This is a genomic window from Peribacillus sp. SRI_006 (assembly GCF_057586375.1).
Map to the genome: position 1 here is coordinate 286,303 of NZ_JBYCZT010000006.1, position 22,930 is coordinate 309,232.

General features: G+C 42.4%; 22 protein-coding genes and 1 riboswitch. Of the genes, 6 read left to right on the plus strand and 16 right to left on the minus strand.

Translation table 11 applies throughout. From position 1 onward, the window contains the following. Positions 1-6 precede the first annotated feature (6 nt). Entirely contained in the window at positions 7-2,520 is a 2,514-nt protein-coding gene (gene secA, locus AC2YHV_RS11065) for a preprotein translocase subunit SecA (RefSeq protein WP_487373201.1), read from the minus strand. A 419-nt stretch (positions 2,521-2,939) separates the two neighbouring features. Between secA and AC2YHV_RS11070 the strand changes: the two genes are divergently transcribed. Continuing rightward, positions 2,940-3,263: a helix-turn-helix domain-containing protein gene (locus tag AC2YHV_RS11070; RefSeq protein WP_057278132.1), complete on the plus strand. Its 324-nt coding sequence runs from the start codon at positions 2,940-2,942 to the stop codon at positions 3,261-3,263. Positions 3,264-3,409: 146 nt separating this feature from the next. Here the strand turns inward: AC2YHV_RS11070 and sinI are convergent, their stop codons facing one another. From sinI to AC2YHV_RS11120, 10 genes are all read right to left on the minus strand, one after another. Further along, complete coding sequence (sinI, locus tag AC2YHV_RS11075) at positions 3,410-3,550, minus strand: DNA-binding anti-repressor SinI (protein WP_082854487.1); 141 nt, start codon at positions 3,548-3,550, stop codon at positions 3,410-3,412. Positions 3,551-3,580: 30 nt separating this feature from the next. Further along, a riboswitch (cyclic di-GMP riboswitch) is annotated at positions 3,581-3,666 on the minus strand. A gap of 158 nt (positions 3,667-3,824) precedes the next feature. After that, the gene (locus AC2YHV_RS11080) at positions 3,825-4,007 is read right to left on the minus strand and encodes a hypothetical protein (RefSeq protein WP_152607932.1); all 183 of its coding nucleotides are present in this window, start codon (positions 4,005-4,007) and stop codon (positions 3,825-3,827) included. A gap of 288 nt (positions 4,008-4,295) precedes the next feature. Then, on the minus strand, positions 4,296-4,853 hold the full coding sequence (hpf, locus tag AC2YHV_RS11085) for a ribosome hibernation-promoting factor, HPF/YfiA family (protein ID WP_048684017.1): 558 nt from the start codon (positions 4,851-4,853) through the stop codon (positions 4,296-4,298). A 411-nt stretch (positions 4,854-5,264) separates the two neighbouring features. After that, positions 5,265-5,528: a flagellar biosynthesis anti-sigma factor FlgM gene (gene flgM / locus AC2YHV_RS11090; RefSeq protein WP_063574691.1), complete on the minus strand. Its 264-nt coding sequence runs from the start codon at positions 5,526-5,528 to the stop codon at positions 5,265-5,267. Positions 5,529-5,764: 236 nt separating this feature from the next. Then, positions 5,765-6,172 (minus strand): TIGR03826 family flagellar region protein, encoded by a 408-nt coding sequence (locus AC2YHV_RS11095; RefSeq protein WP_057278134.1) that lies wholly within the window; start codon positions 6,170-6,172, stop codon positions 5,765-5,767. A 99-nt stretch (positions 6,173-6,271) separates the two neighbouring features. Continuing rightward, entirely contained in the window at positions 6,272-6,964 is a 693-nt protein-coding gene (locus AC2YHV_RS11100; protein WP_400450049.1) for a ComFC family protein, read from the minus strand. Further along, positions 6,957-8,357 (minus strand): ATP-dependent helicase ComFA, encoded by a 1,401-nt coding sequence (locus tag AC2YHV_RS11105; protein WP_400450047.1) that lies wholly within the window; start codon positions 8,355-8,357, stop codon positions 6,957-6,959. Before AC2YHV_RS11105 ends, AC2YHV_RS11100 begins: the two co-directional genes overlap by 8 nt. 113 nt (positions 8,358-8,470) lie before the next feature. Further along, positions 8,471-9,313, minus strand: a complete 843-nt coding sequence (locus AC2YHV_RS11110) for a DegV family protein (RefSeq protein WP_057278136.1) — start codon at positions 9,311-9,313, stop codon at positions 8,471-8,473. 186 nt (positions 9,314-9,499) lie between these two features. Continuing rightward, the gene (locus AC2YHV_RS11115; RefSeq protein WP_048687855.1) at positions 9,500-10,183 is read right to left on the minus strand and encodes a response regulator; all 684 of its coding nucleotides are present in this window, start codon (positions 10,181-10,183) and stop codon (positions 9,500-9,502) included. Positions 10,184-10,216: 33 nt separating this feature from the next. Further along, positions 10,217-11,371 carry a sensor histidine kinase gene (locus AC2YHV_RS11120; protein ID WP_034315684.1) on the minus strand — a complete coding sequence of 385 codons (1,155 nt, stop codon included), beginning with the start codon at positions 11,369-11,371 and terminating at the stop codon, positions 10,217-10,219. Between the two features lie 609 nt (positions 11,372-11,980). Here AC2YHV_RS11120 and AC2YHV_RS11125 point away from each other — a divergent pair. Then, positions 11,981-12,616, plus strand: a complete 636-nt coding sequence (locus AC2YHV_RS11125) for a YigZ family protein (protein ID WP_057278137.1) — start codon at positions 11,981-11,983, stop codon at positions 12,614-12,616. Between the two features lie 178 nt (positions 12,617-12,794). Continuing rightward, positions 12,795-13,817, plus strand: coding sequence for an LCP family protein (locus AC2YHV_RS11130; protein WP_268564581.1), 1,023 nt, complete (start codon positions 12,795-12,797; stop codon positions 13,815-13,817). Between the two features lie 193 nt (positions 13,818-14,010). On the opposite strand, the gene AC2YHV_RS11135 is transcribed toward AC2YHV_RS11130, so the two are convergent. The 3 genes from AC2YHV_RS11135 to AC2YHV_RS11145 form a co-directional block, all read right to left on the minus strand. Continuing rightward, entirely contained in the window at positions 14,011-15,060 is a 1,050-nt protein-coding gene (locus AC2YHV_RS11135; protein WP_413000837.1) for a glycosyltransferase family 4 protein, read from the minus strand. An 88-nt stretch (positions 15,061-15,148) separates the two neighbouring features. After that, complete coding sequence (locus AC2YHV_RS11140) at positions 15,149-16,252, minus strand: glycosyltransferase family 4 protein (RefSeq protein WP_487373202.1); 1,104 nt, start codon at positions 16,250-16,252, stop codon at positions 15,149-15,151. 18 nt (positions 16,253-16,270) lie between these two features. After that, complete coding sequence (locus tag AC2YHV_RS11145) at positions 16,271-17,014, minus strand: WecB/TagA/CpsF family glycosyltransferase (RefSeq protein WP_057278141.1); 744 nt, start codon at positions 17,012-17,014, stop codon at positions 16,271-16,273. A 111-nt stretch (positions 17,015-17,125) separates the two neighbouring features. Here AC2YHV_RS11145 and AC2YHV_RS11150 point away from each other — a divergent pair, with 111 nt between their 5' ends. Genes AC2YHV_RS11150 through AC2YHV_RS11160 form a run of 3 tightly spaced genes read left to right on the plus strand, consistent with a single transcriptional unit; the run spans position 17,126 to position 21,278 of the window. Then, positions 17,126-18,556 carry an O-antigen ligase family protein gene (locus AC2YHV_RS11150; protein ID WP_230134817.1) on the plus strand — a complete coding sequence of 477 codons (1,431 nt, stop codon included), beginning with the start codon at positions 17,126-17,128 and terminating at the stop codon, positions 18,554-18,556. 4 nt (positions 18,557-18,560) lie between these two features. After that, positions 18,561-20,087 (plus strand): murein biosynthesis integral membrane protein MurJ, encoded by a 1,527-nt coding sequence (murJ, locus tag AC2YHV_RS11155; RefSeq protein WP_487373203.1) that lies wholly within the window; start codon positions 18,561-18,563, stop codon positions 20,085-20,087. Between the two features lie 24 nt (positions 20,088-20,111). Next, positions 20,112-21,278 (plus strand): glycosyltransferase family 4 protein, encoded by a 1,167-nt coding sequence (locus AC2YHV_RS11160; protein WP_400450037.1) that lies wholly within the window; start codon positions 20,112-20,114, stop codon positions 21,276-21,278. Positions 21,279-21,315: 37 nt separating this feature from the next. On the opposite strand, the gene tagH is transcribed toward AC2YHV_RS11160, so the two are convergent. After that, on the minus strand, positions 21,316-22,113 hold the full coding sequence (gene tagH / locus AC2YHV_RS11165; RefSeq protein WP_106026989.1) for a teichoic acids export ABC transporter ATP-binding subunit TagH: 798 nt from the start codon (positions 22,111-22,113) through the stop codon (positions 21,316-21,318). A 17-nt stretch (positions 22,114-22,130) separates the two neighbouring features. Then, entirely contained in the window at positions 22,131-22,928 is a 798-nt protein-coding gene (locus AC2YHV_RS11170; protein ID WP_034315708.1) for an ABC transporter permease, read from the minus strand. Positions 22,929-22,930: the final 2 nt, after the last annotated feature.

Here is a 22,930-nt window from a genome sequence, read left to right on the forward strand (position 1 = left end):
CTAACTTTAGCCTAAATTGCCATGGCAATTCTTATATTTTTTACCGCTGCCGCATGGGCATAACGCGTTTCTTCCAACGTCTTCCTTTTTACGGGCAGGGGCTTTTTTCACTTTTCCCCCGTCTTCTTCCTTCGGATTGACCGCTTGTCCTTTTATGACTTCCTTACGTTCCAAATTGTTGCGGATTTCAGCCTTCATGATGTATTTCGCGACTTCATCTTCCATTGAAGCAATCATCGCTTCAAACATCGCAAAACCTTCGGATTGATATTCACGAAGCGGATCGATTTGGCCATAAGCACGAAGGTGGATCCCTTGGCGCAGCTGCTCCATTGCATCAATATGGTCCATCCACTTACTATCGACTGCACGAAGAACGATTACTTTTTCGAATTCACGCATTTGTTCTTCAGATAGCTCTTCTTCTTTTTGGTCATAGCCTTCTTTCACTTTTGCTAAAATGAACTCAACCAATTCCGATTCGTTTTTCCCTTCCAAATCAGCCACAGTGATTGAACCTTCATTGAATAGGTTACCATTCAGGTAATCGACAAGGCCTTGTAAATTCCAGCCTTCCTCATCGCCCATTGGAGCAAACGCGACAACATTTCGCTGGATGGATGCCGTGATCATCGTTTCGACGATTTCACGTAAGTTTTCACTTTCCATGACATCAAAACGCTGTTTATAGATAATTTCCCGTTGTTGACGGAGAACATCATCATACTGCAGTAATTGCTTACGTGAATCGAAGTTATTGCCTTCGACCCGTTTCTGTGCGGATTCAACGGCCCTTGTCACCATTTTACTTTGAATTGGCTGGGAATCATCCATACCTAGGCGTGCCATCATGTTTTTCATGTTATCCGAACCGAAGCGGCGCATCAATTCATCTTCCATTGATAAATAGAATTGAGTGACCCCTGGATCACCCTGACGGCCGGACCGGCCACGCAGCTGGTTATCTATACGCCTGCTTTCATGACGTTCCGTGCCGATGACAGCAAGGCCCCCAAGCTCCTTGACACCTTCACCAAGCTTGATATCCGTACCGCGACCTGCCATGTTAGTAGCGATCGTAACTGAGCCTTGATTACCCGCATTCGCAATGATTTCCGCTTCACGCTCATGGTTCTTGGCATTCAAAACATCGTGAGGGATGCCTTTTTTGGATAAATAGGCAGATATGACCTCAGATGTTTCGATGGCAACCGTACCGACAAGCACAGGCTGACCCTTTGTATAACGTTCGGCGATGTCTTCCACAACAGCCTTGAATTTCCCATCAGTTGTCGCATATATAAGATCTGCCCTGTCATCCCTGATGATATTCCTGTTTGTCGGGATCGCAATGACATTCATATTATAAATATTGCGGAATTCCTCTTCTTCCGTTTTGGCTGTACCGGTCATACCTGAAAGTTTTTCATACATCCTGAAATAGTTCTGGAATGTAATCGTCGCAAGAGTCATGCTTTCATTTTGAATTTCAAGTCCTTCTTTCGCTTCGATTGCCTGGTGGAGACCTTCACTGTAACGGCGGCCTTTCATCAAACGGCCGGTGAATTGGTCAACGATGACTATCTCGCCTTCCTGGACGACATAATCCACATCCAAATGCATGGAAACATGAGCCTTTAACGCCTGATTGATATGATGATTCAAAGTAACGTGACTAATATCGAATAAATTATCGATATTAAACGCTTTTTCAGCTCGATTCATCCCATCTTCCGTCAGCTGAACACCTTTTGTCTTTTCATCATATGTGTAGTCCGTATCTTTCTTTAAGGTTCTTACAAACGCATTGGCCTGGATATAAAGCTGAGCCGATTTCTGTGCCGAACCGGAAATGATCAATGGCGTTCTCGCCTCATCAATCAAAATCGAATCGACCTCATCGATGACAGCGAAGTGCAGCGGACGCTGTACCATTTGTTCTTTATATAACACCATATTGTCACGAAGATAATCAAAACCTAACTCATTATTCGTACTGTACGTAATGTCAGCATTATACGCTGCCTGCTTTTCTTCTTTAGAATGACTGTTCAAATTCAACCCGACGGTCAAACCGAGGAAATCATACAATACACCCATTTCGGTGGCATCACGGTGTGCCAAGTATTCATTGACGGTAACGACATGTACACCTTTACCGGTAAGTGCGTTTAAATAAACTGGCATCGTGGATGTTAAGGTTTTACCTTCCCCTGTTTTCATCTCGGAGATATTTCCATCATGAAGGGATGCCCCACCCATGATTTGAACACGGTAAGGATATAAGCCCAGAGCACGCTTTGCCCCTTCACGCGCAACCGCAAAAGCCTCGACAAGCAAATCATCAACGGTTTCCCCATTTTGATAACGCTCTTTAAACGCTTCCGTTTTGGCACGCAACTGTTCATCCGAAAACGCAGCAGTCTCATCAGCCAGCGCTTCGACCTGATCGGCGATTTTTTCTAAACGTTTGATTTCTCGCTTATTCGGATCAAAAACTTTATTTAATATATTAAGCATTCAATAACGCTCCTCTATTATGGTAATGATCGTTCAATGATAAAATTCATATAAGTAAGAAGAAACACACCTTCTATTATTACTAATGCACGCTTAATTTTACCACTTCTATCATAGAGGTACAACTTCATGTCACTTCGCTGGTATAGACCTGAATGCAATTCTTGCGAAAAACAATGGATAAATGAGGAGTAAAACTGTTAAAATAGGAGAAAGTATAAAAAATATGTTGCAAACTCCCCACTATTCCATATGCAAATGTGAATTATCCATAACCTTCCATCACTAGATGCTGTGTCCTCTCTAGAGATAGCATGTCAAGGTAATCCAACCTTACAGGCGTCATGTTTTGAATGATAAGGTGGGCTGCCGAAACTTATTAGCGGAAAATAAATAGAACATGTTTCGAGGTGGTATTGATGATTGGTGAACGTGTAAAAAAACTGCGAGAAGAAAAGAAAATGTCGATGACTGAACTTGCCGATAAAGCAGGTGTTGCAAAGTCTTATTTAAGTTCGCTCGAGCGGAACTTACAAACGAATCCTTCTATTCAATTTCTTGAAAAAATCTCCTCCGTACTTAACATCCCTGTTGATGCCCTGCTTTACGATGCACCAAATAAGGAAACCTTGGACAATGACTGGATGAGAATCGTTGAGGAAGCCATGAATTCGGGTGTCTCAAAACAACAATTCAGGGAATTCATCGAATTTAATAAATGGAGAAAAGATAAAGAAGAGTAGAGTGGTAGTGCACTAGTTTACCTACATAACCCTGAAGAATACAGTGAATAAGCTAGACTCACAAGAATCCCAAGGAAGAATAAACCCTATAAACAGCTATGAATCGAACCACTGTTTATAGGGATGTTCTCGAATTTGTTCGGAACCTATTTTCCATCGTTCTCCTCAAAAATTGCCTCAGGGCTTTCCCGTTTCAAAAAAGCGATGATTTCCTCTTTTTTGAAACCCAAGCTTCTTGCTTCAGAAATCAATTTCACCCATTCTTGATCCAGTTCCACATTAGCCACCTCTTCTACCTCCTAAAATACTCTTGTATTTCAGGCAGACCAGCCATCATAGTCAAAAGGACCTTAGACCTGTGCCTTTGCGCCCTCATTTTTCAAGGAGTTTGCCTTTGCCGTGGTATTTATTACCAAATACATTACCTATAATCATATTATAACGGATACGCACTCCATATATTGCTATTTTATGTCGGTAATCCACATAAATGCAAAAACTTTCATCCGACAAAATATTACAATATTAAGAAAATTTGAAGTTCAGGTGATTTTTCATAGACTAATTCAATTTCGTTTTGCTCTTCTTAAAATTTCTTTGGGGTGTATTGATTCTTTCGATTGTAAGTGCATCGTGGGCTTTTTGCGAAGTTAAATCCTCACCGCAGGTCGGGCAAAGCCACTTTCCATATTCCGCACTGCTAAAAGAAGCCCTATGGCATGTATGGCAATTCTTTCGATACAAATAATCCAACCCCCTCTGCACCTTGATCAAATTGTTTTCTACAAATAACTTATTGTTCCTTTTAAAGAACTGGCGATTCGAATATAGTGCAAAAGATAGGGGGATTTGAATAGGTAAAATTGTTAACCATTTATCTCAATGAAGAACAAATTTTGTTCTTTTAAGTGATCTTTGTGTTTTTTTAGAGAACCAAAAGAAACAATCATTTTTACGTTCTAACGGATTCTATCAACATGCAAAAAAGCACAACCCAGAGGCTGGGCTGTGCTTTTGATCTTAGAATAATAATTAACTAGGTTCAATCAACCCATAGCGTCCATCTTTTCGGCGGTACACTACGTTTGTTGTATTAGTATCCGCATTCGTGTAAACAAAGAAACTGTGACCAAGCATATTCATTTGTAAAATCGCTTCTTCACTGTCCATTGGCTTTAAATCAAAGCGTTTATTGCGGACCACTTCAATATCATTATCGTCTTCGAATTCATCCACCACTTCGTCAGCTTCCGTATTGAAGGCGAATGCATCGGGTGTAGTCGATAGATTGTTTCGGAACTTGCGATTGACCTTCGTTTTATGTTTACGAATTTGGCGTTCAAGCTTATCATTGATCAAATCAATGGCAGCATACATATCCGCATTTTCCTCTTCAGCGCGAAGAACCAAATTCTGCATGGGAATCGTCACTTCGACCTTAGATGTATTATTGTTCACTTTTAAATTGACTAACACATTTGCATCTGGTGTATTGTTAAAATATCGTTCTAACTTGCCAATTTTCTTTTCGACGTATTCTCGAATTGCTGGAGTTACCTCAATGTTTTCACCGCGTACGTTGTAATTCATAAAGTGAGTCCTCCTTAAATTAAGACTATACAGTTAGATTCTACAATACCCCTCCGGTTCCTTTTAGAAACACATCATGAAATATGTCGAAATAATGAAACAACTGTCGGAAGGTTTGGAAAGGGTTGATGTCTGCCCTAGCTTCATTATATCAAATGCTATGCTAGAAAGAAAAAATTAAGCCTATTTTATTTACAGAAAATTTAAAAATATTTAACATGGAAACCGTTTGGACTCCAAAAGGGAAGGAAATCAATTTCTTTTATCATAGAACACGCCATCCACTGATAGACTTTCATACGGATTCGTGTATTTATTGGAGGACTTTTTCTTCTTATTCATTTCCTGGATATCCCGCTGGCTCCTCCGCTCATAAATGAAGGACGGAAACTAGCTCCGTCCATGGAAAATTCATTTTCGGTAAAAATCGATGAGACCCTTAGCCGTGGCCTGTGCATTCAATTTATAATTTCCTTTTTCAATCTGGATTTTCAGTTCATCCACTTTTGCTTGTCTTGCAGCAATCATCTTCGATTCTTGCTGCATTTCTTTTGCCGCTGAAGAAATTTCAACTTTATCCGAGGATTTGACCTTGGATTCCTTGATATTCCCCGTTTTATTGGCTTGAAGATTATAAGGGTTAACACCTGTCATACCGACGTTATTGATTTTCATATTCCAGATCCTCTCCTTCGGTCGATTTTATAAATCCCATTATGTTTCGATTCCTTAACACATGAAAATGGCTCTGGACTGTGTTATTCTCCCTATCTTTTTTATCGACAACGAACTGATTTCTTTAATTGTTTGCTGTAATCTTTCCTTCGACACCCATTGTCGATTATTGTTCTCAATATCGAATATTCTAACAAAAACGGCATTATGTTTCCATGAATGAATTACCCTTTTTGCTAATCTTTCATGTAGTACGTATTTTTTTTATCATTTCCTTGAATTTCAGTCAGGCGCTTTTCTTCATTTTCAAATGCCTGCAAATCCGTAACGAGCGAATTGGTGCATTTGCCGCATAACCTTCCGCTCTTGATGTTGGCGCCGCACTTTTCACAAGGAATTCCGAGATTGGGAAACTGTGAAATTCTCAGCTTTCCGGTTCTCACAAATTTAATAATTAACCTTTCTTCAACGCCGGTTTCCATAACCACCTGCATCATGGACGCCGTTCTATTTGTTTTCTTGCGAATATATGCATACACTTTATCATATTGGGCTTCTTCTTCTTTATAACAGGCATCGCACACATCACGGAATTTCGTCATAACGAATAACGAATTACAGTTTGGACAGTTGAATACATCCATCGAGGCCCCTCCTTCACCATCACGGCGATTATTCTTCAGTACTGTATATATCGAATAATCCCGGCGATACTTTAGGAAGTTTTATTAAAATAAGCTTTTTCACCTAGCCAGGGTGATCGATGATACTTCTTTGGCCCCAGCCGTTATCAATGCCTTTGCTGCATGCCTGAGAGTTGTGCCAGTTGTGTAAATGTCATCGATGATCAAAATGGATTTATGCTCCAGCATATCAGATTGCATGACCTGAAAAACCTGCGGTAATGACATTCTCTCTTTACGAGATTTTTTTGATTGTTTTTCGGTATGGATTCTTGTCAAGGTCTCAACCGTATGAAGTCCAACTAGATCTGCCAAAGCCTTTCCCTGGTTGAACCCCCGCTCCTTAAGCCGTTCATCGCTAAGCGGGATGGCGGTTACCAGGTCAAACTCCACCTCCTTTAACCTTTCTTTCAAAAAAGGGACGAAAATCTCAGCCAACGCATAATCACCCCGGTACTTATATTTAGCAATCAGATCTTTTAAGTATTCATTATAATGAAATAGCGCTATGTTCTTCGACAAATAGCCTCCCCATTCCCCATTCCTTTCCCATCTTGAACAATCGGGACAGAGGTCACCGGTCATATTGTCCCCTCCCAGCTCCCTTGAGCACATTGTACATGTATCTCCGGTTATCCTATTAAGTTTCCCCTCACATCCTTCACAGATTGCCCTTGCCTCGGCCTGCTTAAGCAGGCTCCCCCATGTCAAAGCTTGCTGCATTCCTTCATCACAAACTAGACATCTATTCATCCAGCAGCCCCCTTTTCATGGCATTTTTATTCATCATCTGTATATGGCGGACCGCCTCGGCCATCGCTTCACTTTTACCGTAATGAAAAAAGGTGACCGTCCCGGAAGGATTCGCAAAGCTTCTCCCTACCCTGCCGGCAATCTGAACGAGAGCACTTTCAGAAAACACTTCATGTTCAGCACCGATCACGGCTACTTCCAACCGCTCGATTGTCACGCCCCGTTCCAGGATGGTCGTGGTCAGTAATCCCGGAACGAGTCCATTCCTTAAGGCCATTACTTTTTCCTTTCGATCAGGGTGCCGGGAGTGGACAATCGATAATTCAGGGGACAGCCTTTGAAACAGCGGAAGGACTTGCTCCATCACTCTGATGCTTGGAAAAAACAATAGGAAGGGGATATTCTGGTTAAGGCGCTCACTTACCCATGCGTTGATTTTCGTTGGAATCTTTTGTTGAAGGAATAGTTTTTGCCAATTGCCGCTCCACTTCATTTCAGGAACGGGGATTGGCTGGCGATGATAACGGGCCGGGATTATGAAGGCTTTCAATTTGCCGCTTCGGTATAGCCGCCGCATGCTCTTCGAAGGTGTGGCGGTCAAGTAGATGGTTGCCGCGGATACCTTTTTCGACTTATTAACCGCATAATGCAGCGAATCATCCATTGAGTAGGGAAACGCATCGACTTCATCAACGATGATGACATCGAAAGCTTCAATAAAACGGAAAAGCTGATGGGTCGTGGAAACGGTCAGTGGCGAAAAACCATGTCGATCTTCACTGCCGGCATGGAGGGTAGTGACTTCAATGGCAGGAAAAGCTTTTTTTAACCTTGGGGAGAGTTCGAGAACGACATCGGTACGCGGTGTTGCCAAACAAATCCGTTTCCCGGCAAGCAAGGCTGCCTCAATCGCTGGAAATAACACCTCCGTCTTCCCTGCCCCGCATACAGCCCATACTAGGAATTCATCTTTTCCGTTTACGGCTTCAACGACACAGTCGGACGCATTCTGTTGACCTGCCGATAAAGTGCCCATCCACCTCATCACATTGTCAGGAATCGTATATTGAATGCCGGGACCGGTCCACCTATAAAGCTTTGCACATTCACTTACCCGTCCCATCATGATGCATGAGCGGCAGTAAGTGCAATCTTGATTGCAAATCTTGCAAGGGAAAGTATAAAACAAGGTTTGATCTTTGTTACCGCAGCGTACACAGTGATAACTGCCGTTCCCGGATTGCACGCCGCAAGTTTCCGAGACATACCCATTCTTGAGGTGCTCTGTGAGGATTTCTTGGGAGAAGGGGATTTCGAAGGCCAAAAGATGTTTTCCGGTGAGATGGTTCTGAAGTTCAGGGGAATAAGGCGGGGAAATGCTCGTTTTTTTCAAACTGCAACCTCCATTTCTTGATAAATTACACTCCCCCTTATCATTCGCTTTTAACTCCCGGATTCCTTTTTGTTCATAAAAAAACGCCTTTCACTTAGTAAAGGCGTCAAAGCTTAAATTTTATACCAGCCCATCCCCATCGAGCCTTCGCCCAGATGCGTTCCGATTACTGGGCCGAAGTAGCTGATGTCGAATTCGACATTCGGGAACCGTGCTTCAAGTTCCGCTTTCCAGTCTTTGGCTTCACTTTCCCGTTTTGCATGAATGATGACGGCCTTATACTTCTCGCCGCTCGCCGCCTCTTCTCCAAGTAAATCGGCAATCCGTTTCATCGCTTTTTTCCTTGTACGGATTTTTTCGAATGGGACGATGACTTTATCAACAAAATGGAGCACCGGCTTCACTTGAAGCAGACTGCCGATCAAAGCTTGGGCACTGCTTAAGCGGCCGCCGCGCTGGAGATGGGATAGGTCATCTGCCATGAAGTATGCCTTGACCGATGGTTTCATTTCTTCAAGCCTGGCCATGATTTCTTCTGCACCTTTGCCATCAAGTGCCATCTTTGCCGCCTCGATCACGTAAAACCCCTGTACCATGCAGCTGATTTCCGAATCAAACGCATGAACCCTGATTCCCTCGACCATTTCACCTGCAGATGCCGCTCCTTGATACGTGCCGCTGATGCCGCTCGATAAATGAATGGAAATAACATCATCATATTCTTTTTGCAGTTCCTCGAACTTCTCGACAAACTTTCCGATTGGAGGCTGTGAAGTGGTCGGCAATTTCTCCTGCCTCTTTACTTCCTCATAAAACTCATCCGCAGTAATATCAATTTCCTCCCGGTAAGCTTCATTGGAAAAAATGACATTAAGCGGCATCATATGTATATGTAAACGATCACGCATTTCCTTTGGTATATATGCAGTGCTATCTGTTACGACTGCGGTTTTCATATCAGTACCATCCTTATAAAAATTTACTTCGTACCATATTCAACATTCTATCTGAAAATGCCTTTATTTGCATTAAATAGCTTTTTTAATTACCAAAAATTTGAATATGATCACATCAAACAAAAAAATCCAGCCCTTCAGCACGCATTGCGGAATCTGAAGGGCCGGACTTATCGAACGCTTTGATTACTTCACTTCTACCCAGCCGTTTTTAATAGCTAGGACAACCGCTTGTGTACGGTCATTCACATTCATCTTCTGAAGAATGTTACTCACATGGTTCTTGACTGTTTTTTCACTGATATATAGAGTTTCGCCGATGGCCCGGTTGCTTTTCCCGTCAGCTAAAAGCTGAAGCACTTCACATTCACGTCGAGTCAATAGGTGAAGCGGCCTCCTGATTTCTATCGTATGTACGGAATCACGATCAGCACCCTCTTCAGCTGCTAAACGGCGATATTCTTTAACTAAGTTATGGGTGACCTTCGGATGAAGGTATGAGCCGCCTTCAGCGACTACACGCACAGCATCGATCAACGCGTCTGCGTCCATCTCTTTCAACAGATAACCTTGTGCTCCTGTTTTCAATGCGTGCTGCACGTAGTTTTCATCATCATGAATGGAAAGGATGATGACTTTTGTTTCAGGGTAACGGCTCACGAGCATTTTTGTAGCTTCGACCCCATTCATGTTCGGCATGTTGATATCCATGATAACAACATCAGGTTTATGTGTTTCAACAAGATCCATAGCTTCGCTTCCGTCATCACCCTCGGCAACAACATCAAAGGATGATTCAAAATCTAATATGCGCTTTACGCCTTCACGGAAAAGCTGATGGTCATCGATTATGACGATACTAGTCTTCAACGGCTTCTTCCTCCTAGTTTCTATTTAATATGTCTATTCTCTATTATTTAAATGGTAGGGAATTTGGATAAATACCAAAGTGCCTGCTCCCGGTTGTGAATCGATAGTCATTTCACCTTCCAGCAGCTCGACTCTTTCTCTCATTCCAACCAAGCCAAATGAGCCTTCTTTTTGAATCGAAGAGTCAAACCCCTTTCCATCATCTTTGACGACGACGGTCACCATCTCCTTGGAAATGGACAGTTTAACTTGAATCTGTTTTGGGTCCGCGTGCTTCAATGAATTTTGTACAGCCTCTTGAACCAGCCTGAATAATGCGACCTCCATATCGGAAGGGAGCCTTTTGACCTGCCCAAGGTTGACGAAATTCAGATTCACGCCATTATTATAGTCTTCGGTCGTTTGCAGGTACTTTCTGAGGGTAGGAACAAGTCCTAAATCATCAAGCGCCATAGGCCGAAGGTCATAGATGATTCTTCGCACTTCATATAAAGCATTCCTTACCATGACCTTTAAACTGCGGATTTCCACTAACGCTTCATCGGGACCTCTCTCCCGCTGCACTCGTTCTATCAGGTCTGAGCGCATCATGACGTTTGCCAGCATTTGCGCCGGACCGTCATGGATTTCACGTGAGAGCTTTTTACGTTCCTGCTCCTGGGCTTCGATTATTTTCAGTCCGAAGTCCTGCTTGCGTTTCGCTTCTTGAAGGGCTTCCCCCACAAATTTAAGATCTTGTGTCAAATAATTCTGCACCACCGATATTTGCGAGACGAGATGCACCGCTTTATCGATCGTCTGCTGCAAACCCCTTAACCTTAACTCAAGTTCATCCCGGCGATTACGGAGCTCTTTCTCCAATTGCCGGTTAATTTGTAAATCAACTTGCAGCTTATGTGCCCTTTCATAAGCATCGCGCACTTGTTCTTCAGAAAAATGGTTGAAGTGCATACTGACTTCTGAAAGCCTTTTTCGAGCAAACCTGGCTTTTGAATCCAGTGCATCGCTGTCGGTTATCACAATGGCAACCCTGATTTTCACATCATCAAGCTCTTTTGATAATGTCTCGAAGTCCTTTCGGCATTGTTCGCCGATATCAAAGACTTCATCCTTACTTTCACTAACAGTGCTCACCATTGTTTCTAAGATCTTGTCCAATGCTTTAGCATCAACCTTTTTTATGGACATTAAGATCCCTCCACTTAAATCAAAAGACTTAAACAATTTATTGTCTTAAAGACTATGTATATGGAAAAAGTTCTTTCCCTTTTTCATGAATGGTTAAATTTCAGGAAACATTTGTATGAAGTAACCTTCATGAACATATTGTACCAAAAAAAGTTTAAAAATACGTTAATTCCCTTTTTGATTTCCATAAAATGTACTTACTATACATCTCATAATCCGGCCATTAAGTCTGCCTATTAAAGGCAGAAAGCCATATCAATTATCCTAATACAAAATATCCTTTTCAATCAAATGGGATATTCCGCTCCATTGATTATCATATGAAACAGATGCATTTATTAAATGGCAAAATCCTTGAAATGAGAGGACATGTTAAGGTAAAGCCAGGATAATGGCACAGAACTCATGTTTTTCCTATAATGTTATTCTTTTAAGCATATATGACCAGCTAATAACCATAACAGGCAATGAAATTAATTATAACACGTACAGCTTTATCTTATATTAAAGTTTCTTTACACATGCAGTATGTAAATGAATCGTGATTGCCACTTTTTCCGCAAAGCCTTATAATAAATCAACTAATAGGAAGCACGAAGGTGGAATAATATGCTCACTCAATATTTAACGGTGGCTGGTCGCGGCGAACATGAAATCGTCATTGAAAAATCCCGTTTCATTTCCCACATCGCCCGGGTCGAAACCGAAGATGCCGCACAAGCTTTTATCCAGGAAATCAAGAAAAAGCACAAAGATGCTACACATAATTGTTCAGCTTATATGATTGGGGAACAAAATCAAATCCAAAAAGCCCTCGACGATGGGGAACCTAGCGGAACGGCAGGCGTCCCTATCCTAGAAGTGCTTAAGAAGAAAGAACTGAAAGACACAGCTGTTGTGGTCACTCGGTATTTTGGCGGCATCAAACTTGGTGCTGGCGGTCTCATTCGCGCTTACAGCAAAGCGACTTCAGAAGGGATAAATGCCACTGGTGTCGTCATTAGGAAACTGATGCGGGTCATTTCGACAACCGTCGACTATACCTGGCTTGGAAAATTGGAAAACGAATTGCGCTCTTCCATTTATCAAATAAAGGAAATTCAATACCTTGATCAGGTCAATATCCTTGTATATGTTGAGGAAACACAAAAAGAGACATATATCGCTTGGATTACAGAGCTGACAAATGGTCAGGGCCATATCACCGAGGAAGAAATGCTTTATTTGGAAGAGGAATTCTCCTGATATACTCCTGCATATTTTCCCTTTTTTTTGCTGTAATATAATTGAAAAGAAATATTTATTTTACGAAATTATTAAATCATTGTAAAATTAGGTGTAATATATGACGAAATATAAACTGCAGGATTCGAAAAATAGCGATATATGTCTGATGTTCGTTATTTAAAAGGAGAAGAAAAAGATGTCTACTACTAGGCGTGTTTATAAAATTAAAAAAACAAAGAAAAAAAGGCGAAAGAGGCTTTGGTTATTGCTTGTTCCCCTTCTGGTACTTGGTCTGGGGGCTTCTACGTATGCTGCAACCCTGTATATGAAAGCCCAGAATGTATTCAATGATTCCTATGACCCTGTGGAAGCTTCAGCAAAGCGGGATGCAGCGATCGACCCGCTCGAAGATAATTTCTCGATCCTTTTCATAGGAATCGATGATAGCAAGGACCGTGACTTAAAAGGAAACTCCCGGTCGGATGCTTTAATGCTGGCCACATTCAATAAAGATCAAAAATCTATAAAGCTATTAAGCATTCCGCGTGATTCATATGTTTACGTGCCTGCTAAAGGCGTAACCACGAAAATCAACGCGGCCCATGCAGCCGGCGGTCCGAAAGCGACGATGGACACCGTAGAGGAGTTACTCGATGTCCCTGTCGATTATTATGTTCGCATGAACTTCAATGCTTTCATCGATGTCGTAGATTCATTGGATGGCATCGAAGTCGACGTCCCTTATGAAATAAATGAAATCGATTCACATGACAAAAAGAATGCCATCCACCTCGAAGAAGGATTACAGACCGTTGATGGTGAAGAAGCATTAGCATTTGCACGGACACGTAAAAAAGACAGTGATATCCAACGCGGCGAGCGTCAGCAGGAAGTCCTGAAAGCCATCATTGCCAAAGCAACCTCTGCTGGATCACTAACGAAATATACAGACGTAATGGAAGCTGTCGGTGACAATATGACAACGAACCTTAAATTCTCGCAAATGAGAGGTTTCATAAAATATGTGACTACCGATAAAGGCATCAATCTTGAAACCATCAAACTTGAAGGACAGGATTCTACCATTAACGGAACCTATTATTATCAACTGAACGATACATCATTAGCGAACACTAAGCTGTTGCTTCAATCCCACTTGAACCTGGGACCAGCTGAAGGCAATCAAACTGAAGCAGTTCAATCACAAATACAAGAATAAAGCGAACCCCCCACTCGTCATGAGTGGGGGGGTTTTTAATGCATTCCATACCATGTCTTATTTGCAACCACCTACTGCCGCAAGAATGGCCCTAATAAGATCAAGCACGCATTACAAAAAAAGCCACCAACCGTTACTTCAAACGATTGGTGGCTTTCCAAACTAGCGAATCTAGTAATCTATTCCTAAAAGATCATGGCTTGTTTTTAAAGTTGAGCATCTTGAGCAACGGCTGGTAGTTTGAATTGACCAAGCCAATTTTCTCCACGAAAATCTCTATGATCAGCAGAAGTCCCGTTACAAGGATCAAAGCCCCCCACATCGTGGCAAATGAAAAGATTATGGCCGCTAAACCAAAGCAAGCAGCTAAAGCATAAATGAGCAAGACAGTTTGCTTATGGGTGAATCCCAAGTTTATCAAACAGTGATGTAAATGTGATTTATCAGCAGCCGAGATCGGCTGTTTATTGACGACCCTGCGGATAATCGCGAAAAATGTATCCGAAATGGGAACACCCAAAATGATGATCGGTACGATCAAGGAAATCATCGTTACGTTTTTAAACCCTAGAAGGGAAAGAACGGCAATGATGTAACCTAAGAATAAGGCACCTGTATCCCCCATGAAAATCTTTGCCGGATGGAAGTTATATTTCAAGAAACCAAGGGTGCTTCCAATCACGATCAATGCGACCATGGCAACAAATAGATCCCCTTTAATAAGGGCCATAGTTGCGATTGTCACTAATGCGATCGTCGAGACACCGCCTGCAAGACCATCAAGTCCATCTATTAGGTTGATTGCATTAATGATGCTGACAATCCACAAAATGGTGATCGGTATACTGAAAACACCAAACTCAAGTGTATCGGTAAAGAACGGCAAGTTGATGAATTCCACTTCAAGACCGCCCCATAATACGATAATGAGGGCAGCCAAAACCTGGCCCAGGAATTTGGGTGCAGCTCTTAATTCAAAAATATCATCTGCCATCCCAATCAAAATGATGACAAGGGCTCCCACCAGAAGGGGCAACTGCTCCCAAAAATCATTCATGAAAAGCAAGAAAGTAATGAAAAAACTCAAAAATATAGCTAAACCGCCCATGCGCGGCATAACTTTACTATGCACTTTTCGCTCATTCGGTTTATCGGTAGCTCCTAATTTAAAGGCCAGCTTTCCGACAAAAGGAGTCAAAAAAATGGATAATAAAAAGGATACCAACAAGGCCCCTATTAACATCAGGAACGACATCAAAAACCACCTCAATTCAACTAAAAATCTAATACCCGTAACGATCTATAAGAAAACCTATATATAAATGCTTATTTTAATTTTTCATCCTCAAATAAACATTATATACGTTATTGGCTAAAATCTCTATAGAAAAGTTGTTTTTTGCAAATTTTTGTAAATCCGCCCCTATCTTTGTCAGGTTCCCGGATTTTTTTAATTCCAAAGCATTGCAGATGGCCAATTTCAGCTGTTCGACATTGCCGATATCCGTAATCCAGCCCTTGCCCCGATCGGGAATCAATTCCTTTACACCGCCGACATTACTTGTGATTGCCGGAAGACCGGATCTTGCTCCTTCAAGTAAAACCAGTGGAAAACTTTCGCTTAAGGAAGTCAATAATGTGATATCCCCCAACGGGTAGATTCGATCTAAATCTTCACGATACCCTAAAAAGTGCACGTGATCGGATAATCCCTTTTCCGAGACCATCTCTTCCAAAGCGGATCTCCTGCTCCCGTCCCCTGCAAGCAACAGCTTTACATGGGGGAACTCTGATACAACTTCACTTAATGCTTCTAAAGCAAATTCATGACCTTTCACCGGCTCAAGCCTTGCAGGCATGATGACGATGAAATCGTCTTTCCTAAACCCAAAATCTTCTCTTTGAAATGGGAAAGGCAATTCCTTTTCAAAGTCAATTCCGTTTAGGATCTTTGTTATTTTGGACGAATGGATTCCTTGGTCAATCAAGTCCTGCTTAAAGCGGTCGGAAACTGCCAGTATATGATCGGCATATTGAAATGACCTTACATGAAGGCCCGTAAACAATTTTCCTTTTACACCCTGCCCTAAAAAATCATGATGAGGCGAACTGTGAACAGTAAGGAGCCATGGGCATTTAATGAGGCGCCTTATAAAAGCACCATATATATTGGCCCGCGGACCATGTGTATGGATGATGTCTATATTATTTAGACGGATAAAGTCCCTTAAAGGTTTCAAAATTGAAAGGTCATATTTGGAATGTTGCCTGAAAAGTTCAGTTTGTATCCCAGAGGACATGGCCCGCCGGTATAGTTCACCCTTTTCAAATACACCAAGCAAACACTCCTCTTTATTCAATTGGTTCAGTAAGGACATAATATGAAACATACCGCCGCCGGTTTCATTCCCAGCGTTTAAGTGCAAGATTCTCATCCAGTCCACTCCTTATGTTCAGGAACGCTGCACCGTTTTCCTTAACCGCCTAACCTTTAATACGAATCTTGGCAGCGCAAGCATCCGTTTCCACCGTGAAGGTTGCTGGATCAGTCGGTACAACCATTCAAGACGCATTTTTTGCCAGAAAACCGGGGCGCGGTTCACCTTTCCCGCAAGTACATCAAAGCTTCCCCCTACTCCCATGAATAACCCTTTATTGAATAACGCATAGTGTCTGGATACCCATTTCTCCTGCCTAGGGAACCCTAATGCAGTCAAGATGATGTCAGGTTCAAGTTCCGCTATCGACTTCGGCAGGGCATCATCCTTGATATCAATGTAACCATGGTTGTATCCCACCAACTCGAGACCCGGGTATAATTCTTTTACTTTCAGGGCCGCTGCTTCAATCACGTTTTCCTCCGCTCCAAGCAGATATACCTTCAACGCTTTTTCATCAGCGACCCGAAATAATTCATTCATCAAGTCGAATCCTGTAATCCGCTCTTGTAAAGGTTGATTTAGCCATTTAGAGGCCATAATAATACCAACGCCATCCGGAGTGATGTAATCAGCCGATATAATGATGTCTTTATAGTCCTTATGTTCATTTGCATACTCGACTATTTCGGGATTTGCCGTAACGACAAACGTTTTTTCCTGATTCATCAATCTCGGATAAATCATTCTATTCATGAACTCATCCATATTGCTATCAATGAATGGTATGGTTAGTATCTCAACAAACTTCTCTGTCATTTCACTTCAGCCTTTCATATGTACTATACATCTAAAGGGTGGGGTATTATTCAAGAAATTTTTTCATACACATCATAGAACATGATTTTTGATTCAAAGGTGGTTAATCAATTGAAGTTTATAGAAAAACAATCGTTACCCATTCTATTTCTGTGCCTGCTCATCCCATCGGCAGTACCTCACCCTATCGCCGGTTATATGGCAACGGCGTTGATGCTCGTTTTTATCGGTATAAATAAAAAAAACCTGTTATTAATTCTATTCATTTATTTCCCTGCCCGTCCCCTATTGATGGAACTGAATAGCGGCTTGACTTATACAGGTGACCTGATCATCCTCACCTTATTCATTTCTTTGCTTATTGAAAAATTCAAAAAGAACGAATGGCCATTTTCGAAATATCATTTCACTGCGCCATTTTGGTTGTTTTGTTTAATTGGTGCCGGTGCTGCACTCATAAACGGGGTGGGAATCCTCCCCATCTTGTTTGAACTCCGTGCATTGCTTATTACATTCTTGCTTCTTTACATTATCGGTGAATTAAATCTAGAAAGAAAGGATATCTTTCGCTTTTTGAAGGTAATCCTAATATTTACTATCTTACTTTGCCTGCATGGCATAGTGGAGAAAATCTTTTCACGTACCATCCTGCTTCCCCGCGCATGGGAATTGTGGAATCTTTCCCCAGCAAACCGGATGAGGATTTATGGAGCACCAGCCAATCCTAATGTATTTGCCTTATTCTTAAGCATCCAGTTATTCCTTGGTTTCTTTCTGTTTCAGTCGCTGAAAAAATATAAATGGATCGTCTTCCTGGCAGCCATCCTGATTTCCGGAACGTTACTGCTTACCTATTCGCGGGGCACGATGATCGCATTCGGGTTCGCTGCGCTTGTCTTTATAATTTGGACTAGAAATAAACCATTTCTCAAATATGCTGTAGGAGCATTTTGTCTCGGCCTGCTTCTTATTTATTACCCAGTTTTATTTGCATCAAGCAAAGTGGAGGTATCCGCATCAATTCCCATGGAAAACGTGGTGATTGGCAGCACCCCCTCTTCCGAACACGAACATGCCCTCTCCAATCGATTTTCAGAAATGTTCTCTGATAAGACCCTGCACCAAAGTACGGAATGGGGCCGGTTATATGTCCTAATCAAGGGAATTGAAATTTTCAAAGATCACCCGATAATCGGCACCGGGCTAGCAACCTTCGGAGATTCTGCCACACTTTCCTTCTCCTCACCAATCTATCAGGAGTACCAAATTGGTGAAAGGATGTATACCGATAATCAATATATCCAGATTCTGGTCCAAACTGGTGTGCTGGGCTTCCTTGCAGTTCTTGCATTCATCTTTTTCACCTGCCGGCAAATCCTGAAATCGGGAAAAGGCACATTCGCGGCGTTCAACATCTGCCTGATGTTAGCCGCATTACTAGCAGGACTTTTCTACAATATTCTCGAAGATAAAACGTTTACGCTGATATTTTATAGTTGTTTGGGATTCTGTTTACAGAAGGACATCATTTTAAAGGATTGAAAATATGCCTACTCTTTCAAATGTCATTAAATCGGTCGGGCTCGTCACCATTATTGCAGCCATTGGAAAAGTCCTCGGATTCGGGCGGGAGTCGATCATAGCCGCCTATTTCGGGGCATCATCCATGGCGGATGTTTTTTTCGTGGCAAGCCTCATACCAACCATTCTTTTTACGGCTCTCGGCAGCGGTCTTCAGGCCGGCGTTATTCCTATTTATTTGGAAAAGAAAGCGGATAACCCAAAAAAGGCGGACGAATTCATCAGTGTTTTAGGTTCTTTCTTCATGCTGGTTGCCGGAGTCCTGACCATTGCCTGCATGATTTTCATAAAGCCGCTCGTCATGATGACAGCCCCGGGTTTCTCCGATTCAGAGCTTGCCCTGACGGAATCACTGACCCGGATCATGCTGCCAAGTTTACTATTTTTCACGCTTTCATACATGGCGACGGGGGTCCTGAATGCGAATAAGCGCTTTATTCTGCCGGCACTCACTTCAACTGCACAAAACACGGTCATTATAGCAGCCACCGTATTATTCGCTGCTCCCTTTGGGATTGAAGGACTGGCTTGGGGGTTTGTGTTCGGTGCAGCAAGCCAGTTCCTTATTCAATACCCATCATTGAAGAAATACGGAATCCGGCCCATCGTCTCTTTCCTGCCTCATAAAAGGCAGATCGCACAAACACTGTTCACCTTTTACCCAATCATTATCGCCGCCTTGGCGATCCAGTTGAATAGTGTCGTCGATCGGATCATTGCGACTTCGCTCGAAACTGGGAGCGTATCGGCCCTTAATTATGCGAATCGCCTGCTGTGGCTGCCATTGAGCATTGTCCTTACGCCGCTGATTACCGTATTGTACCCTTCAATCGTCGAGCGCGCGCTTATAAGCTATCAATCTTTCCTTAATTTGACCTTAAAAGGGTTGAAATCGCTGTTATTTCTAGCGATTCCGTTCATGGTCGTCATGTTAATCAGCGGAAACAGCCTAATCACTCTGGCTTTCCAACGCGGGGCTTTCGATGCTTCAGCAACTGACATGACTTATAGGGCATTCCTCTTTTATTCAGCTTGCCTCCCGTTCTTTGCACTGAGGGATTATTTGATGAACGCCTTTTACGCCTTGAAGAAAACGAAAGTGGCCATGTATTCCTGCCTGATTGCCGTTTTGCTTAACGTGCTGCTCAGCTGGGTTCTATCACGTTATCTCGGCGTCGGTGGCATTGCTTTAGCATCGGGGATTTCCATGCTCCTGCAATCTCTCTACCTTTTCGGCTACCTATGGCTGAAGACAGGAAAAACGGACAAGGCCGCTTTCAGGGATGTTTTTCAGGAAAGCGGCAAGCTTACCATCATCGGAGCCATCCTTTACGGAATCGCTCTCTGGATCCATCCGCTTACCCTATCGTTGCCCATCATCATGGAATTGGTGATCATCACGCTGCTGGTATTCGGATTATATCTCGCATTATCCATGCTTTTTAAAGTAAGCAGCCTGCAAGGGATGAAAAGGATCAGACCATCAAAGTAATCCATTAGAAGAAGGAGTGCCAATATGAACATTTTAATCACAACGATTTTTAACTACCCTCATGAAGGGGGGCTATCGAGCCATATCACTACGTTAAAAAAGGGGTTAATGTCACGGGGCCATAATGTGGACATATTATCTTTCTCTCAATTACCAGCTTTCAAGAGGAAGATGCTCGCCCAGGCTCCAGGATTTTTATTAAATAAAGTAAAACAGGGGAGCGGCCAGCTTTTCAATGATCGGCAACGCCAAAAATTATTGGCTTCATCTATTAACGCCTTGAAAAAGGACTATGATGTCATTAATGCCCAAGACATTTTCGCCACGCTTGCCTCCATCGAATCCGGGATACCAACGGTGCAAACCGTGCATGGGTATTATTCATTCGAGGCCGTCAGCAGGGGCGCCCTTCTTCCGGACAGTGAAGAAGATTTGATCATTCGCGAGCTAGAAAGAAAAGCTTATCAGTCCGCTGCAAAAGTTGTGACGGTCGATCAAAGGATCAAAGACTATATAAATCATTTGGCACATATAGAGGCGGATACGATCAAGAACTTCATTGACGTGACTGCTTTTAAACCGGAGATGGCAAAGCGGGAGCAAACTCGCCGGGACTTTCAAATACCGCTACATAAAAAGATGCTTTTCGTTCCGAGAAGAATGACGGAAAAGAACGGTGTCATCTACCCGCTCCTTGCTCTGCCGGAGGTGCTGGAAAACCATCCTGAAACGGTTTTGGTCTATGCAGGTACAGGGGAACAGCGGAGCCGGCTAGAGGAAACCGCAGCCAGTCTCAATATATCCGCTTCCGTACTTTTCCTGGGTTCTGTGCCGTTCGAGAAAATGCATAACCTCTATGAAGCATCGGACATCGTACTCATCCCTAGCGTTCATTCCCATGGGGTGGAAGAAGCGACTTCCATTTCCGCTTTAGAAGCGATGAGTTGCCGCTCACCCGTCATTGCAAGCGCAATCGGAGGTTTAAAAGAGATTCTCATTGATGGCGAAGATGGCCTTTTAGTAGAGGAAAAAAATAAAGAAGAACTTGCACAAGCCATCTCCCTTCTGCTTAAAGACCCTGAATATGCAGCAAAGTTAGCTTCCAAAGCAAGGTTTAAAATGGAAAGCGAATACTCCCACCTTTCAGCAGCTGAGCGGTTTGAGAAAGCTTATGTTAAAGTGCTTAACTAAAAAAAGCAGACCCGAAGCCCGGGTCTGCTTTTCACGTTCATACCAGTGTTGAACTACGCCTTTTCATTTGCTCTTCACGGTATTTTTTCTGTTCTTGTTTAGACATGGCGTTATATTCTTTTAAGAATGCCTCATATTGCGGCATTACTTCCTTCATGGCACCGTATGCCTTTAACTCTCCATATTCAAGCCATAATGCCTTTTGGCAAAATTTCTTCATCTGACCGATTGAATGGCTGACAAAGAACATCGTTTTGCCCTTTGCCTTAAATTCGTTCATTTTTTCTAAACACTTCTCAGCAAAGTTTTTATCCCCGACAGATAAGGCCTCATCAATAATCAGGATATCTGGATCGATATGCACGGAAATGGAAAAACCAAGCCTGGACTTCATGCCGCTTGAGTAGGATTTCACCGGTTGGTCAATGAACTTACCAAGCTCCGAAAACTCAATGATCTCAGGCTCAAGTTCTTTGATGCGATTTTTATCGAATCCGAGCATCAGCATTTTCAGTTCGATGTTTTCCCTGCCCGTCAACTGATTATTCAGGCCCGATGAAACGGCAATCAAGGCCGTTTTCCCATTAGTTTGGACATTTCCGTCCGTAGGCGGGACAATGCCTGCAATAATATTGGACAATGTGGATTTACCTGATCCGTTGACCCCGACAAATCCTATTACATCGCCCTTTTCTGCTTCAAAACTAACATTCCTCAGAGCGAAGTACTCTTCCCCATAGCTTTTAGGCAAAAGGAGATCCAATAATTTTTCCGAGTTTTTATTATATAATTTATACTTTTTCGTTATATCTTTGACTACCACCGATTTTTCCAAATTTTCTCACTTCCAGTTTACTTAAAGTCAACAAAGCGATCTCTGAACCTGACATGCAGCGAGGAACCTATCATAAACAAGATGATAACGACTGCCCAGAAATAAAGCGTATACTCCCAATGCGCTATCAGATACCATGATTCCCCCAACAACGAAGCTCGATACCCTTCCACAATATAATATAGTGGATTCAGCTTCATGATGTTGACTATGGTAGGATGTTCCTTAGCATCCATTACCCAAAGGATTGGTGTTAAATAAAACATGACTTTCATTAAGGACACGATGATATTATGAACGTCACGAATGATGGTTGATAATGTTGAAGTGATTAAACCCAATGAAAATAACAGCAAGACCGTCGCTGCAACATAATACGGCAGTTGCAAGATGTAGAGTGTAGGGAGGTAACCTGTAAACCCTAATAGGATGATGATGACTCCCAGCAGCATGAGATGCTGATACAACTTAGCAAAGATGACATACGATGGAATTACACTCATCGGAAAGCTCATCTTGGATACCATATTCATTCGGGAATAGACGGATTTGGACGTTTGGGTTATGGCCGGGTTCACAAAGAACCAGACAACGATCCCTGCCATCAGCCATGGAAGGAAATCATCCCCGCGATTCAAGATGATAAATCCAAATACAAACCAATAAATCGCAATCTGTATCATCGGATTGATGATTTCCCATAGGACTCCCAGGTAGTTACTGCTGTTGGCACTTTTCACCTCATAAACAGATAAACGCCTTACCAAATAAAAATGTTTGATTTGTTCTTTTAAAACGGTCAAAGCTGAACTCATAA

Excerpts from the sequence above, each read along its gene's own strand:
- secA (WP_487373201.1), bottom strand. The coding sequence starts at position 2,520 with ATGCTTAATATATTAAATAAAGTTTTTGATCCGAATAAGCGAGAAATC.
- AC2YHV_RS11170 (WP_034315708.1), bottom strand. The coding sequence starts at position 22,928 with ATGAGTTCAGCTTTGACCGTTTTAAAAGAACAAATCAAACATTTTTAT.
- AC2YHV_RS11140 (WP_487373202.1), bottom strand. The coding sequence starts at position 16,252 with ATGAGAATCTTGCACTTAAACGCTGGGAATGAAACCGGCGGCGGTATG.
- AC2YHV_RS11120 (WP_034315684.1), bottom strand. The coding sequence starts at position 11,371 with ATGTCCATAAAAAAGGTTGATGCTAAAGCATTGGACAAGATCTTAGAA.
- murJ (WP_487373203.1), top strand. The coding sequence starts at position 18,561 with ATGCCTACTCTTTCAAATGTCATTAAATCGGTCGGGCTCGTCACCATT.
- AC2YHV_RS11070 (WP_057278132.1), top strand. The coding sequence starts at position 2,940 with ATGATTGGTGAACGTGTAAAAAAACTGCGAGAAGAAAAGAAAATGTCG.
- hpf (WP_048684017.1), bottom strand. The coding sequence starts at position 4,853 with ATGAATTACAACGTACGCGGTGAAAACATTGAGGTAACTCCAGCAATT.
- AC2YHV_RS11100 (WP_400450049.1), bottom strand. The coding sequence starts at position 6,964 with ATGAATAGATGTCTAGTTTGTGATGAAGGAATGCAGCAAGCTTTGACA.
- AC2YHV_RS11095 (WP_057278134.1), bottom strand. The coding sequence starts at position 6,172 with ATGGATGTATTCAACTGTCCAAACTGTAATTCGTTATTCGTTATGACG.
- AC2YHV_RS11135 (WP_413000837.1), bottom strand. The coding sequence starts at position 15,060 with ATGTTAATAGGGGCCTTGTTGGTATCCTTTTTATTATCCATTTTTTTG.
- AC2YHV_RS11130 (WP_268564581.1), top strand. The coding sequence starts at position 12,795 with ATGTCTACTACTAGGCGTGTTTATAAAATTAAAAAAACAAAGAAAAAA.
- AC2YHV_RS11145 (WP_057278141.1), bottom strand. The coding sequence starts at position 17,014 with ATGACAGAGAAGTTTGTTGAGATACTAACCATACCATTCATTGATAGC.
- AC2YHV_RS11160 (WP_400450037.1), top strand. The coding sequence starts at position 20,112 with ATGAACATTTTAATCACAACGATTTTTAACTACCCTCATGAAGGGGGG.
- flgM (WP_063574691.1), bottom strand. The coding sequence starts at position 5,528 with ATGAAAATCAATAACGTCGGTATGACAGGTGTTAACCCTTATAATCTT.
- AC2YHV_RS11125 (WP_057278137.1), top strand. The coding sequence starts at position 11,981 with ATGCTCACTCAATATTTAACGGTGGCTGGTCGCGGCGAACATGAAATC.
- AC2YHV_RS11110 (WP_057278136.1), bottom strand. The coding sequence starts at position 9,313 with ATGAAAACCGCAGTCGTAACAGATAGCACTGCATATATACCAAAGGAA.